Genomic DNA, 13371 nt, shown 5'->3' on the forward strand with positions numbered 1-13371 from the left:
CCCTCCGAAACGGTCCCCGCGCCCGCTCAATACTGTCCCGCCACGGTGCCGGTGCGCGCGTCGACGATCACGTGCACGAAATGCCCGTCGCGGCGCAAGGCGGTGAGCATGTAGACGAGGCCGTCCGCGTGACGGCAGAGGCTCGCCCGCTGGATCTCGGCGCGGGGGATCACTGTCCGGGCCGCGCGGATCGCCGCGACCGGCGGGATCACCCGGCGCTCGCCGACCTCCTCGCGCAGGTCCGCGGGGGACAGGCAGCTCTCGATCCGCAGCGGCGGCTGGCTCGACACCGCGCCCGTCTGGGGGGCCGGCCCGTCGTCGGCCATGGAGCCGAGGCCGCCCGCGGCGAGGGCCGCGGCGGTCAGGCTGATGGCGACGAGGGCGATGGCGTAGCGCATTGGCAGACGATGTGAGCCCAGGGCACTGAATGCGTCCTGAATACGTGGCCGTGCGTCGCCCCCGGCGGTCGTCGGCGGCGGTCCGGACAGTCCCTTCGCGGTCGATTCGGTGGCGGGCGGCATCGTGCGGACATGACGGCCGAGGCGGCGCCCGGTTCCACGCCGCGCGCCGCTTCCCACAGGCGCCGCGGCCGGTCTCACGGTAACGGCGCCGGGGCGGGACCGCAGGCCGCGGCGCGGGCTGGCGGCCCGGCCCGGCCGGCTCCCGCGGGCGCGGCCTGCGCGGCGCCGCCGGACCCCAGCGTCCAGGCAAGCCGGCCGACCGCCGCACCCTCGTGGACGGCGACCGTCACCGCCGCGGCGGCCGCCAGGCCGAGCCACGCCCGGTCGAGAACCCTGTCCCAGAGCAGGCGCATCTCACCCTCCCGTTAGCAGCTTCCAGAGGGCCCGCAGGGCCGGGATATGCGCGGCGAGCCACGCGACCTGGTCGGAGAACCAGTGCGCGGCCGCCGCCGCGGCGACGAAGGCGAGCACCGTCGCGTGCTTGAGCCGGCGCAGGTAGCGGCGCAGCGCGCGGCGCTCGAGATGCGCGTCGACCAGCTCGTCGAGGGCGGCGAGGCGCGGCTCGGACTGCCGGGCGAACCACGCGTGCCAGACGGGCGGGAAGCGGATCGTCCGGGGCCGCCCGCCGAGGGCGACCCCCGCGCCCTCGGCGTCCTGGGGGGGCGCGGATTGCCGTGCCTCGGTGCGGAGGGGCTTCATGGTGACGATCCCTGTTTCACGGCCCCCGCGCCGCCGAAGCGGCGATGCCCGGCCTCAGGCCGGGTGCTTGTCCGCCCCGCGCAGCTGCGCGAGCGCCGGGGCGAGGACGTTGGCGGCGCTCGCCTGCGGATCGAGGGGCAGCGCCCGGAAGATCCGCGCGGCCACGCCCTCGGGGCCGCCCGCCTTCCGCACGACGTGCGCGGGGGCGGTGGCGAGCACGTGCCGGGCGCCGGCAGCCACCACCGCGGCGCCGAGGTCGGCGCTGACGGTCCGGCCCCGGGCGGCCCCGGCCACGGCGTTCTGGCCGAACTCGGCCCCGGCGCGGATCGCGGCCTCGATCCGGTCGCGGGTGAGCACCGAGGCGGCCCAGGGCGCGACCCGGGCGATGCCGGCGGTGACGGCGGCGGCGGCGAGCGGAACGAGCGCGGCCGTCACCGGCTGGAGCAGGCCGGAGAGCCAGTCGCCCCACGGCAGCAGGCCGGCGACGGGAGTAACGGCGGGCGCGGCACCGCCGGCCGGCCCGGCGAGGGCGGCGAGCGGCAGGCCGGTGACGGCCAGGGCGACGGCCGCCCGGATCGGGTGCATCATCGTGGTACTCCTTCTCAGCGCGCGGCGGACCCGGCCGGCTCGGGATCGGGTGACGACGGGTCAGGGCCGGCCCGGCGGCTGAGCCGGCATCGCGGCGGGACCGTCGCGCAGGGCGGCGAGGGCCCGGCGGGCCCAGGCGAGGCGGCGCGCGGGCGCCACGACGCCGGGCCGCTCGTAGCGGCGCCAGACCGCCTCGGTGGCGGCAGCGAGGGTGGTGGTGGCCCGCAGGGCCGCGAGGGCCGGCGCCTCGGGACCGCGCAGCTCGGCGCAGAGGTAGCCGTAGCCCGCCTCGGGGTCGGCGGGATCGCGGCCGCGCGCCCGGCACCACGCCTCCATGGCGACGCGCCGGGGCCCGGTCCACTGGGCGAGCCCCCAGCCGCCGCGGGAGCCCGGCACTGCGGGGGCGACCTCCTGGAGATGGCGGAACCCGCCGGTCTCATGCCGAGATTGCCGAGCAGGCCGGCGGCCTGGACGTCGCTCAGGCCGAGATCGCGCATCAGCCGCGGGCCGAGCCGGCGGCAGGCGGCGGCGAAGGGCTCCTGCGCGGCCGGAACGGGAGGCGGCATGGGCGTGCTCCGGAAACTGGCCTCCCCGGGCGCGCCGGGCTAAGGCGGCCCGCGCCGTGGGCGGCGCCGAGGGGGAAGCGTGGGACGCGGACAGGACCGGCCGCTCGTGTTCATCGGCGACTCGATCACCGCCGCCTGGGGCGCAGTGCGGGCCGAGACCTTCGCGCGCCACGGCTTCGTGGCCCGGGGCGTCCCGGGCGAGACGAGCGTGCAGATCCGGGCGCGCTTCCTGCGGGACACGGTCGGCGCCCGGGGCGTGCATCTGCTCTGCGGGATCAACGACATCGCGGAGATCGGCGGCCCGGTGCCGGACCGGGCGATCGCCGGGAACATCCTGGCCATGGGGCGGATGGCCTTCGCGGCCGGGCTGCCGCTCACGATCGGCACCGTGATGCCGAGCGACTTCTGGGGCTGGCGCCCCGAGCTGCGGCCGGTGGCGCGGATCCGCGCCCTGAACGAGTGGCTGCGCGCCTACTGCGCGGCGGGCCCGGCCCGCCTCGTCGATTACGGGCCGCCGCTCGCCACGGAGGCGGGGGCGCTCCGGCGGGACTTCACCGACGACGGCATCCACCTCAACGGGGCGGGCTACGCGGCCGTGGAGCCGGCGATGCTCCGGGCCCTCGGCGCGGCCCCGGACTGAGAGCGGCCGCGAGGCGCCGCCTGCGGATCCGCGGCGCTCACGCGCCCAGCGCCAGCCAGTAGGTCGGCACCGACCCGACCCCCGCCACCGCGCCCGCCGTCGCGCGGCGGGTGCGGAGCGTGAACCCGGTGGCCGCCACGTCGCTGACCTGCGCGGCGTGGAGCGCGTCGCCGGCGCCGGCGACCGGCTGCGCCCAGACGCCGAGGCAGCTCCCGGGGAAGGCGATGCCGAACGCCACCGCGACATCCGCGTCGGCGGCGGTGACGAGCCCCCATTGCGCGATCAGGCCGCCCGGGAGCCGCACCGACCCGTTCGCGCCGAGAACCTGCGCGCCGGTCGCGAGCGGCGTCCCGTCGGCGCGCTGATAATGGCGCACGCGCCAGCGGCCCGCCGCGTCCGAGGTGGCGATGCAGGTGTCGTCGGCGGCCGTCACGAGATCGGCGCGGGTCGGCAGCACCAGCACTTCGGGATCGTGGACCAGGGTCGCGGCGCCCGAGAAGCGCACGAACCGCTCCCGGTCGGCGGCGGCGCCGAAGCTCGCGATCCGGGCCGCGCCGGTGACGAGCACCCGCCGGGTGCCGGCCGCGCCGAGGTCGGTGGTGGGGGCGGCCGCGAGGGCGGTCTCGGCCGAGGCGAAGTCGATCCCGCCGGTCCGCGCCGAGGCGGTGAGCGCCGTGGCGAAGGCGGCGCCGTCGGGCGAGACCTTCAGGGTGAAGTCGTCGCTCCCGAGGGTGCCCAGCAGCGCCCGCGCCGCGTAGCCGGTCTCGAAGACCAGGGCGGCGTCGCGGGCGGCGGATTTCCGGTTGACGAAGACCCGCATGTCGCCGGTGCCCGGCGTGGCGTCGTCCCAGGTCAGGAGCGCGGAATCGGACTTCACCGCGAGGCGGTTGGTGGCGTCGGCCGCCGTGTTGATCCCGAGGCGGCCGACGCTCTGGAGCGCGGTCAGCGCGCGGCGGAGGCTCGTCCAGGCCGCGCCGTCGAAGACGTAGAGGTCGGCCTCGTCGATCAGCCAGGCGAGCCAGCCGGCCCGCGGTGCGGCGCCGGTCCAGACCCCGTCGGCGTAGCGCACCACCTGGCCCGCGAGCCCCGCCCAGGCGCCCCCGGGCTCGGCGGCGGCCACGAGGTAGCGGTCGCCCTCCGCGGGGCCCGGCGGCGGTGCGGCGAGATCCTTGTCCAGGCAGGCGAGCTGGACGAGCGCGTCGAGCAGGCCGAGCGCCTCGTTGTGGGTCACGTGCTTCTGCGCCTGGCTCGCGGCGATCAGCGGCAAGCCGAGATGGGGCGTGGCGTCGGACATGGGGCGGCTCCCGGGCGGTCAGGTCGAGCGGTCAGGCCGAGTGGACGGGGATACGGGCGCGGCGGGCGGGTCCGGGGCCGGCGACGAGACCGATCTGCGCCACCGCGACGTCGAGATGCGTCTGGGCGTCGCCGAAATCGGCCGCCTCGTCCGCGTAGAGGCAGTGCTGGGCCTCGGCCCGGAGCGTGCGCAGGGCCGTGCCGGCGGCCGAGAACACCGTCACCGCGTAGACCTCTCGCTCGTCGAGCGGGATCTCGGCCGGCTCCCAGGCGTCGCCGTCGCGGCGGGCCCGCCGGATCCACGAGAGCCGCACCCCGTCCGCCGCGCGCCGCGCCCGCAGGTGGACCGGCCGCAGCGGCGTCAGCGCCGCGACGCCGGCCGTGGCGGTGATCTCGGCGAAGGCCGGGTCGGCCGGGTCGCGATCCGCCGGCCCGATCCGGTAGCGGAACGCGCGGCCGACCTCGTCCAGCCGGTCGACCAGGGGCGCCACGGCGCCGTCGTCGAGGCGCACGATCAGGCTCCCCGCCGGGCAGACCCGCCCCGCCGCCGCCTCGCTGCCCGCGAGCCCGCGCAGGAAGCCGGACAGCCGGTAGGTGTCGGGCCCGGTCAGGACCGCGGACGCGGCGCCGAGCAGTTCCACGGTCCCGTCCGCACCGAGCAGGGCGAACAGGTTGCCCCCGGCTAGCATCGCGCCCGCCCCGATCGAGGCCAGCGCCGCGCCGCAGGGCGACGTCGAGATGCGCGCCCCGCTGGATCCGCCAGAGCGGGCCGGGCGGCAGCGCCGACAGGGTGCGCCCGAGGCAGGCCGGGTAGTCGACGAGGCGGTGCAGGGCGAGCGGCCCGTCGCCCGCGGCGCGCCAGATCGCGACCGCGCCGGGCCAGGGCTCGGCCGCCACCGCGCAGGACTGAAGGACCGTGGGGTCGCCGCGGTCGACCGGCAGGTCGAGGGCCAGGGCGAGCGGCGGTCCGGGAAAGGCGGGCGGCGCCACCGCCGCCTGGGCCATCGCGCGGGGCAGCCCGCGCCCGGGCCCCGCCCGGGGCGGCACGCCGCTCGCCTCGATCCGGCGGCCCGTGGGCGCGTCGTCGATCCGGTCGATCCGGCGCAGGACCGCGCCGCCGGGCACGTCGGCCGGGACCGCCAGGAGGTCGCCGGGCTCCAGCTCGACCCGGCGCGGGCTCAGCGTGAACACCGCGGTGTCGCGGGCCGCGATCAGCCGGTCGAGCAGCGCCTCGGCCAAGCCGTCGGCGGTCTCCCGGCGGGTGACGATCGCCGCCTCGATCCGGGTCTCGCGCCGCCGCAGGCCGGCGGGCCGCACGGCCGAGGCCGCGGCGCGCCGGTAATCCGGGCTCTCGGAATCGGTGATCCCGAGGTCCACGGAGCGCGGCAGGGCGCTCTCCTCGGCCCGGACCTGGTGCAGGACTGGCCGCTCCTCCGACAGCCGGACGAGGTCGGTCTCGGCCAGGATCACGGGCCGGTCGCGCCGGGGACCGCGCAGCCGCAGGGTCCCGGCCACCGCCGAGACGTCGAGGCCGTAGACCTCCGCCAGGGTCTCCAGGGCGCCGCGCGCCGTGAGCGGCCGGTCGATCACGTAGCCGTCGAGATAGGCGGCGGCCTCCACGGAGACCGGCGCGTCGAACCCGAAATCCGCGAGGATCCGCTGGACCAGCAGGTCGAGGTCGCAGCCCTCGATCCGGCCGGTGATCCAGTGGCCGACCCGCCAGTTGGCGGCGTCGGCCCAGACGCCGCGCACCGTCGGGAAGGCCGGGAAGGGCCGCGCGTCCCAGGCCCAGACGAAGATCCCGTCGGGATCGACCATGCGGCCGCCGTAGACCGGCGAGACCGGGTTGTCGGCTTCCCGGAAGCCCGGCACGGCCGGGTCGAACCGCGCGATCACGGCCTCCAGCCCGCGGAGCTGGATCAGCTCGTCGCGCAGGGCGCGGGATTCCGGCGGGAAGGCGCTCTCGGACGATTTCGGGTCCGGGAAGACGTTGGGGCCGTTGGTGCCCTTGTCCACCGCCGGAACGCCGATCTCGGTGAGCCAGATCGGCTTGGCGGCCGGCACCCAGGCGGTGGTGCGGGTCTCGACGCCGCCGTCGCGCTCCACGTGCGGGCTCGACCACCACGCGACGAGGTCCTTGGCCCGGTAGATCCAGGGCTTGCCGGCGGCGCCGTCGGTGATCGGCCGGCGGGCCTGGGCGGCGCGGTCGGCCGCGTCGGCGTAGTACCAGTCGAAGGCCTCGCCGGACGCGCCCCGGGCCTTCAGATAGGCCCGGTCGGCGATGTCGCCCGTCACCGCGAGGTCGGCGTGGTCCGGGTGGTCGCGCCAGTCGGAGACGGGCGGGTACCAGTCGATCCCGACGGCGCCGATATGCGGGTCGGCGAACAGGTCGTCGAGGGGGAAGCGGACGGTGGCGCCGCCGTCGCCCACATGGGCGCCGTACTCGGTCCAGTCCGCCGCGTAGACCAGGGTGACGGCCGGGCCGAGGCGGTCGCGGAGCGCGGCGGCGAGGCCGCGCAGGGCCCGCACCGCCGGGTAGCCGGCCGCGCCGCGCACCCGGGTCAGGCCGACGAGCTCGCTGCCGATCACGAAGGCCGCGAGGGGCGTGCCCGAGGCCGCCCAGCCGGCCGCGAGGCCGGCGTAGTGCAGGACCGCGTCGCGGTAGCCACCCGCGAAGAAGGCCGCGACCTGCGCGTCGGCCGCGGCGGTCCCGTCCGGGCTCCCCGGAAGGCCGGGGGCCGGATCGCAGGTGATGCGGCCGCGCCAGGGATAGGCGGGCTGCGCGGCGCCGGGGGCGTGCGGATCGGGGAGCGCGTTGCCGGCCGGCACGTCCATCATGACGAACGGGTAGAGCGACACCGCCAGCCCCCGGCGCGCCAGCTCGGCGATCAGCCGGGTCAGGCCCGCATCCGCCGGCGTGCCGCCGTAGGCCGGGCTGCCGTCCGGCAGGGTCGAGACCGTCTCGGCCCGGTCGCGGGCGATCCCGGCGACGCGCCAATCCTCCGGCCGGGCGCGCTTGTCGGCGGCCTCGACCTTGGGCACGACCCGGCAGGATCCCGCCCGCAGGTCGGTGCCGAACCACGTCGCCACCACGGCAACCCGGCGCAGATTCGGGCACAGCGCCTGGAGCGCGTCGAGGGAGGCGATCACGTCGGTGCCGCGCTGGAGCTGGTGCCGGTTGGCGGCCTCGGTGCGGCCGAGCCCGAGATCGACCGTGACGCGGTCCGGATCGAGGCCGAACTCGCTGGCGCCGGGGATCAGGTCGACGGCGCGCACGCGGTCGAACAGGCCGTTGACCGGGCGGATCACCTCGAAGGCGAATTGCGGGACGCGGTTGCCGAAGGCCGCGAGGGCGAGGTTCTCGAACACCGCGTAGGCGAGGCCGCGATAGGCGGGCGCGTTCTCCGCGCCCTCCTTGGCGACGATCAGCGGGTCCGGCTCCTGGCCGGGGCCGCCGGTATGGACCCGCAGGGTCAGGCCGGCCTGGTCGATCTCCCGCCCGTCCGCCCAGATCCGGCGGACGCAGGCGATCTCGCCCTCGCACAGCCCGACCGCGAGGTTGGCGAAGTAGCTGTAGCGGGTGGTGACGGTCCTCGGGCCGCCCGCGAGCCCGCCCAGGCCCTTGGCGGGCGCGGCCGCGCGGGCGACGGTGGTGTTGGCGACCTCCAGCGGTCGGGTCGCCCAGATCAGGGTGCCGCCGATCCGCGCCCGCCCGTAGACCCGCGGGATCGGATCGCCCTCGGTGGAGGTGACCCCGGCCACGTCGGCGAGCCGCGGCCCCTCGACGAAGCGCGCGTGCCGCCCGGACCCCGACAGGGCGCCGCCGAGGGCCGCGCCCGCGACGGAGCCGAGCGCGCGCCCGACCAGGCCGCCGATCGGGCCTCCGAGGGCGGTGCCGACCGCCGCGCCGGCCGAGGACAGGATCAGCGTCGCCATGGCGGGCTCCGGATCTGATGGCGGTATCGCGTGGACGGGTTGCCGGTCCGTATCCGATCGGATACGTTCGACCGGTGACGACGATCCTGCTGTCCGACACCGTCCGGACTTGGCTCACGGGCCTGAAGGATCACCGCGCCAGGGCGCGCATCGCGGCACGTATCCGCAGCGCGGGGCTCGGCAATTTCGGGGATGCCGAACCGGTCGGGGCAGGTGTGTTCGAGATGCGGATCCCGTATGGCCCGGGCTTTCGCGTGTACTATGTCCGACGCGGCGAGGTAACGTACCTGCTCCTGTGCGGCGGCGATAAGTCCAGCCAGACCCGGGACATTCAGAGGACCAAATCCATGGCCTCCTCTCTCGACGGAATCACCCGATGCGTTTCACACCGTTCGACGCCTCGGAATTCCTCGACAGTGAGGAGGCGATTGCCGAATACCTGGCGGCGGCGCTCGACGACCCCGACCCCGACCTGTTCATCGCGGCCCTGGGCGATGTCGCGAAGGCACGCGGCATGGCGCAGATCGCCCGGGAAGCGGGTGTCGGTCGGGAGAGCCTCTACAAGGCGCTGACGCCGGGCTCGAAGCTCCGCTACGAGACGGTCCGCAAGATCATGGACGTGCTCGGCGTCAAGCTCACCGTATCGACGCGTTCCTCGTAGGCGCCGCAGCGCGCCGGAAACCGGAACACCCCCGTCGCGTGCCGCCGCCACCATCCGGTGAGCGCGACCTCGGTGACGGCGGCCCCGTCGTGGGCGTGGATCATCGCGCCGGCGCCGGTGGCGATGGCGCAGTGGCGGGCCGGCAGGTGGCGGCGGAAGGCGAAGAGCAGGACGTCGCCCGGCCGCGGCGCCAGGTCCGCCAGGGGTCCGGGCACCGGCACGAGGTGGCGGGCGGCCGCCTCGGTGAGCGGGTCGGTCCCGGGCGCGGCCGATTCCGCCCAGGTGCCGGAATAGGGCGGCGGCACCTCCGGCTCGGCGCCGTAGAGCCCGCGCCAGATCCCGCGCAGCAGGCCCAGGCAGTCGCAGCCCACGCCGCGCAGCGACGCCTGGTGGCGGTAGGGCGTGCCCAGCCAGAGCCGCGCCTCGCCGAGCGCCGCAACACCGATCTCTCGGCCGATCTCGCGCCGCAGCGCGCTCATCGGTAGAGACTCCCGCCGTCGAGGATGGGGTCCGAGCCGGGGACCGCCCGCATGACCGAGTCGTTGCCGGGCATGTGCGGGAAGCCCTGGAAATTGACCGCGTTGGCGAAGCGGTCGCGGCAGGTGGCGAGGCGCTTGTCGCACCCGGCCGTCAGGCTGAACCCGTCGCCGGCGGCGACCGGCCGGGGCGGCACCGTCCAGAGCTCGATCAGCGGCCCGAGCTGGAGGCGCACGTCCGCCGCGAGCCCGGCATTGGCGCCCGTCGTCCAGGTCAGGCGCCCGCCGGTGAACAGGCCGTCCGCGAAGGACCCGGCGAGCGCCGCCGCGAGCGTGGCCGGCTCCGGGACGCCGCTCACCCGGCCGGCCGTCGTCCACGCGGCGCGGTCCACCCGGCATCGGGCATCGCCGAGATCGGCGCCGCAGGTCGCCCGGTAGGTGCGGCCCCGCTCGGCGCCGAGCCGGTGCGCGAGGCCGCGCAGCTCCGCCACGAAGGCGTCGCCGTCCCGGCGCACCTCGCCGATCGTGGCGACGTCGAGGAGGAGCCGGGTCTCGGGGCTGCTCCAGTCGACCAGCCAGGTCTCCACGGCGGCACCGTCGTAGAGGCCGCCGGCGATGTCGGCCTCGGTGAGCCCGAGGCCGCTGAGCGCTCCCGCCACGTCGCCGCCCGAGACCGCGAAGCCGAGCTCGGCACTGGCCTCGGCCGCCTCCAGCCCGGTCCGGGCGGCGTGGACGAGGCCCGCGACGGTGAGGTCGCGATCGTGGTCGGTGAAACCGAGGGTCGCCCCGTCCCGCCGCCGCAGGGACCAGCAGCGGCACAGGGTGGTCACGCCCCCCGCGAGATGGGCCGCGAAGGCCTCCGGGATGTCGCGCATGGCGTCACGCCTCCTCAGGGCACGATCTCGACGAGCGGCACCTTCGGGATCTCCCCGGCCGTGAAGGCGGCGAGGTCGATGGTCAGCGCGTCGGTGTCGAACCGGACCGGCACGTCGAAGGCGAAGCCCGCCGTCACGGCGGCGCCGGGCGGCGGGACGCGGCCCGCCGCGAAGGTGACGAGGCCGGTCGTCGGGTCGCACGCGAAGGCGCCGGACTCGACCTCCCGGCCCGCCACCGCCACACGGACGCTGCCGGCTACCGGCTTGGCGATCCGGCGGCGGTAGGGCGCGAAGCCGACGCCGTAGGTCTTCACCAGCGGAAAGGTGGCGGTGACCCCGTCGCCGGTGCCGAGCGGCTGGTCGAGGGGATCGGTCGGCCGGCCGGGCGGCCCGGAGCGGTCGTCGACCCGGTCGCGGAACCGGAATCCGTAGAGCCGCCCGCGCCGCTCCTCGAAGAAGGCCAGCACGGCGTGCAGCGCGTCGAGGCCGCGCATCCCGAAGCCGGCCTCGTAGCGGCGGCGGGAATCGGCCCAGCGGCCGTTCCGGTGCTCCCGGCCCGAGGCCAGGGTCACGATCTCGGTGAGCCGCTGCGGACCCCCGCCGGCGCGCAGGGAAACGTCGAGGGGGAACAGCACCTCGTGGAAGTCGTCGGCCATGACGGGCCTCTCCGGTTCGGGTGGCGACAGGGCCGCGCCGGTCTTCCGGGGCGTCACCGTCATCGCGAGCGCAGCGACGCGACCCAGGGCAGCGCGACATCCGTGACCGTGGCGCTCCGGGATCGCTTCGCTCCGCCCGCGAGGACGGAGGCCGGGCCGCAGATCCCGCGCGGCGCCCGGGGAACGGTATCGCTGCCGGATCGGAGCAGCTGAAAAAAGTCTTCCGAGAGACGCCGGAAAATCAAAAGCGCCGTTCATCGACACGGGACGGCAGGTGATCGAAGATCGCCGCACCGAAGCGGATGTTCTCCGAAGTCCTCTCAATCCGCACATCTCGGTTCACCGCGCGATCCGCACGACGCGGCGCCGTTCTGCCAGGGAAACCTTCCGATGAGCGCCATCCCCCAGCCCCTGCACGCATCCGCCCCCGCCCTCGACATCCGCCGCGTCGCCGGCCGCATCGGCGCGGAGATCCGCGGCGTCGCCCTCTCGGGAGACTTGGACGACGGGACGGTCGCGGCGATCCGGCAGGCGCTGAACACCCACAAGGTGGTGTTCTTCCGCGACCAGGACCTCGACGAGGCCGGGCAGGAGGCGTTCGGCCGGCGCCTCGGCGACCTCGTCCCGCATCCGACCGTGCCCTCCCTCGCCGGCACGGCGGGCATCCTCGACATCGACGGCAGCCGGGGCGAGCGGGCGAGTTCCTGGCACACCGACGTGACCTTCGTGCCGGCCTACCCGGCGCTCTCGATCCTGCGGGCCGTGACGCTGCCGCCCCACGGCGGCGACACGCTCTGGGCCAACACGGCGGCGGCCTACGCGGACCTGCCCGAGCCCCTGCGCGACCTCGCCGACAAGCTCTGGGCGCTGCACTCGAACGTCTACGACTATGTCGGCGGCCGGGTGAACGTGTCGGAGGCCGGGCGGCGGCGCTACGACGAGGTGTTCACCAGGACCGTGTTCGAGACCGAGCACCCGCTGGTCCACGTCCACCCGGAGACCGGGGAGCGCTCGCTGATCGTCGGCCACTTCATCCAGCGGATCCTGGGCCTGACCACCGCGGATTCGCAGCACCTGCTGGCGATCTTCCACGACCACGCGACCCGGCCCGAGAACACGGTGCGCTGGTCGTGGCGGACGGGCGACGTGGCGATCTGGGACAACCGCGCCACGGTCCACCGGGCGGTGGACGATTACGGCGAGGCGCCCCGCGTGGTCCGACGCGTGACGATCCAGGGCGTCGCGCCGGTGAGCGTCGACGGCCGCACCAGCCGGGCGCGGGAGACGGAGGCGCGCAGGGCGGCGTGACCCTCGACGGGCCGCCGCGCGTCGGCCGTGCCGGCCGCCGTCACGTCGCCCGCTGGCCGCGCGCCACCGCCCGGGCGAGGCTCGCGGTCACCTGCGCCTCGGAGCGGCGGAAGGCGCCCGGATCGGGGGTCGCGATGTTGACCGTCACGGAGACCGGCCGCGCCGCGGCGCCGCCCGCGGCCACGCCGAGGCGACCGTCCGGCCCGCGGCCGAGGGGGAGGATCGCCTCCGGGCCGGCCTCGCCCATGAGGCCGGCGCCGCCCGCCATGGGGAAGTAGGTCGGCGCGGCCACGACGCCGCCGGCGGCGAAGGGCTGGACGCGGCCGCCCCGGAACACGCCCCCGCGGGCGAAGCCCGTCTCCGCGCCGGAGCCCAGCATCGCGCCGATCAGGCCCGTGAGGCCCGACTGGATCGGCCCGGCCGTAGCCCGCGCCGCCACGCCGGCGAGGCGCGCCCCGATGGTGCCGAGCACGCCGTCGAGGCTGCGGCCGGACGCGGCCCCGCGGGTCAGGGCGGTGTCGAGGCTGCGGCCGAAGCTCTGCGCCAGCCGGTCCAGGGTCTCGAGCTGCCGGATCCGGTCGTCGGACAGCGGGTCGGCCTGCGGGTCGGTCTCGGCCATGGCGGTGCCTCACGGTGGGTCGGGATGGGCGGCGAGGAGCCGCGCGAAGGCGGCGCGGGACAGGGGCTCCGGGCCGGCGCGCCGGCCGAGCGCCGCGGCGAACTCCCGCGGGGTCGCCGACCAGAAATCGCGGGGCCGCCAACCCAGCGCGCCGAGGCCGAGGGAGAGGGCGTCGTCCCAGGGGAAGCGGCCCGGGGCCGGACGCGGCGGCTTGTCCGCGTCCGGCCCTAGGGAGGGTTTGCCGGGCCCGGCGCCTCCCCACCCGCCGCCTCCCCGCCCGGCGCTTCCCCGAAGGCCGCCGCCAGGACGTCGCCCAGGGCGGCCGAGACGGCGTCGAGCCCGCCCGCCAGCGGAAGCCGCGCCACCGCCGCGTCGTCGAGGTCGTGGCCGCCGCCCCGCAGGGCGACGCCCAGGAGGGCGATCAGGTCGCGGGCCGAGACGCGCCCGCCGGCGAAGCGCGCGGCGAGGCCCGCGAGGTCGCCGGCCTGGAGCGCGGTCTCCAGCTCGGCGAGCGCGCCGAGGGTGAGGCAGAGCGTGTAGCGCCGCCCGCCGAGGGTGAGCGGCACCTCGCCGCGGATCCGGTTGGCCACGGC

14 protein-coding genes and 3 pseudogenes are annotated in these 13371 nt (G+C 76.6%); 4 read left to right on the forward strand and 13 right to left on the reverse strand.

The window, feature by feature from the left end:
* Positions 1-26: 26 nt before the first annotated feature.
* The 5 genes from ACX9MN_RS22860 to ACX9MN_RS22880 form a co-directional block, all read right to left on the reverse strand.
* Complete coding sequence (locus ACX9MN_RS22860; RefSeq protein ID WP_020090901.1) at positions 27-398, reverse strand: PepSY domain-containing protein; 372 nt, start codon at positions 396-398, stop codon at positions 27-29.
* 197 nt (positions 399-595) lie between these two features.
* A complete protein-coding gene (locus ACX9MN_RS22865) occupies positions 596-814 on the reverse strand; it encodes a hypothetical protein (RefSeq protein WP_489725532.1) in 219 nt (72 codons plus the stop codon).
* 1 nt (position 815) lies between these two features.
* A complete protein-coding gene (locus tag ACX9MN_RS22870; RefSeq protein WP_091979245.1) occupies positions 816-1160 on the reverse strand; it encodes a hypothetical protein in 345 nt (114 codons plus the stop codon).
* Between the two features lie 54 nt (positions 1161-1214).
* Positions 1215-1748 carry a hypothetical protein gene (locus tag ACX9MN_RS22875; RefSeq protein ID WP_049961863.1) on the reverse strand — a complete coding sequence of 178 codons (534 nt, stop codon included), beginning with the start codon at positions 1746-1748 and terminating at the stop codon, positions 1215-1217.
* A 60-nt stretch (positions 1749-1808) separates the two neighbouring features.
* Positions 1809-2144: a phage tail tip lysozyme gene (locus ACX9MN_RS22880; RefSeq protein ID WP_489725533.1), complete on the reverse strand. Its 336-nt coding sequence runs from the start codon at positions 2142-2144 to the stop codon at positions 1809-1811.
* Positions 2145-2393: 249 nt separating this feature from the next.
* On the opposite strand from ACX9MN_RS22880, the gene ACX9MN_RS22885 reads away from it, so the two are divergent.
* Positions 2394-2954 carry a GDSL-type esterase/lipase family protein gene (locus tag ACX9MN_RS22885; protein WP_489725534.1) on the forward strand — a complete coding sequence of 187 codons (561 nt, stop codon included), beginning with the start codon at positions 2394-2396 and terminating at the stop codon, positions 2952-2954.
* A gap of 37 nt (positions 2955-2991) precedes the next feature.
* On the opposite strand, the gene ACX9MN_RS22890 is transcribed toward ACX9MN_RS22885, so the two are convergent.
* Together ACX9MN_RS22890 and ACX9MN_RS22895 are read right to left on the reverse strand one after the other, a co-directional pair.
* Complete coding sequence (locus ACX9MN_RS22890; protein ID WP_489725535.1) at positions 2992-4248, reverse strand: DUF2793 domain-containing protein; 1257 nt, start codon at positions 4246-4248, stop codon at positions 2992-2994.
* Between the two features lie 31 nt (positions 4249-4279).
* Positions 4280-8183, reverse strand: a pseudogene (locus ACX9MN_RS22895) (baseplate multidomain protein megatron).
* A 74-nt stretch (positions 8184-8257) separates the two neighbouring features.
* Between ACX9MN_RS22895 and ACX9MN_RS22900 the strand changes: the two are divergent.
* Positions 8258-8551, forward strand: a pseudogene (locus tag ACX9MN_RS22900) (type II toxin-antitoxin system RelE/ParE family toxin); the annotation flags it as partial.
* 8 nt (positions 8552-8559) lie between these two features.
* Positions 8560-8844, forward strand: a complete 285-nt coding sequence (locus ACX9MN_RS22905; RefSeq protein WP_489725536.1) for an addiction module antidote protein — start codon at positions 8560-8562, stop codon at positions 8842-8844.
* On the opposite strand, the gene ACX9MN_RS22910 is transcribed toward ACX9MN_RS22905, so the two are convergent.
* Genes ACX9MN_RS22910 through ACX9MN_RS22920 form a run of 3 tightly spaced genes read right to left on the reverse strand, consistent with a single transcriptional unit; the run spans position 8775 to position 10851 of the window.
* A complete protein-coding gene (locus ACX9MN_RS22910; protein WP_489725537.1) occupies positions 8775-9323 on the reverse strand; it encodes a C40 family peptidase in 549 nt (182 codons plus the stop codon). The genes ACX9MN_RS22905 and ACX9MN_RS22910 overlap by 70 nt on opposite strands.
* Positions 9320-10195, reverse strand: a complete 876-nt coding sequence (locus ACX9MN_RS22915) for a DUF2163 domain-containing protein (protein WP_489725538.1) — start codon at positions 10193-10195, stop codon at positions 9320-9322. Before ACX9MN_RS22915 ends, ACX9MN_RS22910 begins: the two co-directional genes overlap by 4 nt.
* A 14-nt stretch (positions 10196-10209) precedes the next feature.
* Positions 10210-10851 carry a phage distal tail protein, Rcc01695 family gene (locus ACX9MN_RS22920; protein WP_489725539.1) on the reverse strand — a complete coding sequence of 214 codons (642 nt, stop codon included), beginning with the start codon at positions 10849-10851 and terminating at the stop codon, positions 10210-10212.
* A 390-nt stretch (positions 10852-11241) separates the two neighbouring features.
* On the opposite strand from ACX9MN_RS22920, the gene ACX9MN_RS22925 reads away from it, so the two are divergent.
* Positions 11242-12159, forward strand: coding sequence for a TauD/TfdA dioxygenase family protein (locus ACX9MN_RS22925; RefSeq protein WP_091926465.1), 918 nt, complete (start codon positions 11242-11244; stop codon positions 12157-12159).
* Positions 12160-12199: 40 nt separating this feature from the next.
* On the opposite strand, the gene ACX9MN_RS22930 is transcribed toward ACX9MN_RS22925, so the two are convergent.
* The 3 genes and pseudogenes from ACX9MN_RS22930 to ACX9MN_RS22940 all read right to left on the reverse strand — a co-directional run bounded on the left by ACX9MN_RS22930 (position 12200) and on the right by ACX9MN_RS22940 (position 13368).
* A complete protein-coding gene (locus tag ACX9MN_RS22930) occupies positions 12200-12778 on the reverse strand; it encodes a phage tail tape measure protein (RefSeq protein ID WP_489725540.1) in 579 nt (192 codons plus the stop codon).
* A gap of 9 nt (positions 12779-12787) precedes the next feature.
* Positions 12788-12952 (reverse strand): annotated as a pseudogene (locus ACX9MN_RS22935) (phage tail assembly chaperone); the annotation flags it as partial.
* A 53-nt stretch (positions 12953-13005) separates the two neighbouring features.
* Entirely contained in the window at positions 13006-13368 is a 363-nt protein-coding gene (locus ACX9MN_RS22940) for a gene transfer agent family protein (RefSeq protein ID WP_091977854.1), read from the reverse strand.
* Positions 13369-13371 lie beyond the last annotated feature (3 nt).

Source organism: Methylobacterium sp. 1A (genome assembly GCF_058072805.1).

Bases quoted from the DNA above. Each gene is read 5' to 3' on its own strand.
- ACX9MN_RS22860 (WP_020090901.1), bottom strand. From the start codon at position 398: ATGCGCTACGCCATCGCCCTCGTCGCCATCAGCCTGACCGCCGCGGCC.
- ACX9MN_RS22865 (WP_489725532.1), bottom strand. From the start codon at position 814: ATGCGCCTGCTCTGGGACAGGGTTCTCGACCGGGCGTGGCTCGGCCTG.
- ACX9MN_RS22870 (WP_091979245.1), bottom strand. From the start codon at position 1,160: ATGAAGCCCCTCCGCACCGAGGCACGGCAATCCGCGCCCCCCCAGGAC.
- ACX9MN_RS22875 (WP_049961863.1), bottom strand. From the start codon at position 1,748: ATGATGCACCCGATCCGGGCGGCCGTCGCCCTGGCCGTCACCGGCCTG.
- ACX9MN_RS22890 (WP_489725535.1), bottom strand. From the start codon at position 4,248: ATGTCCGACGCCACGCCCCATCTCGGCTTGCCGCTGATCGCCGCGAGC.
- ACX9MN_RS22905 (WP_489725536.1), top strand. From the start codon at position 8,560: ATGCGTTTCACACCGTTCGACGCCTCGGAATTCCTCGACAGTGAGGAG.
- ACX9MN_RS22910 (WP_489725537.1), bottom strand. From the start codon at position 9,323: ATGAGCGCGCTGCGGCGCGAGATCGGCCGAGAGATCGGTGTTGCGGCG.
- ACX9MN_RS22915 (WP_489725538.1), bottom strand. From the start codon at position 10,195: ATGCGCGACATCCCGGAGGCCTTCGCGGCCCATCTCGCGGGGGGCGTG.
- ACX9MN_RS22920 (WP_489725539.1), bottom strand. From the start codon at position 10,851: ATGGCCGACGACTTCCACGAGGTGCTGTTCCCCCTCGACGTTTCCCTG.
- ACX9MN_RS22925 (WP_091926465.1), top strand. From the start codon at position 11,242: ATGAGCGCCATCCCCCAGCCCCTGCACGCATCCGCCCCCGCCCTCGAC.
- ACX9MN_RS22930 (WP_489725540.1), bottom strand. From the start codon at position 12,778: ATGGCCGAGACCGACCCGCAGGCCGACCCGCTGTCCGACGACCGGATC.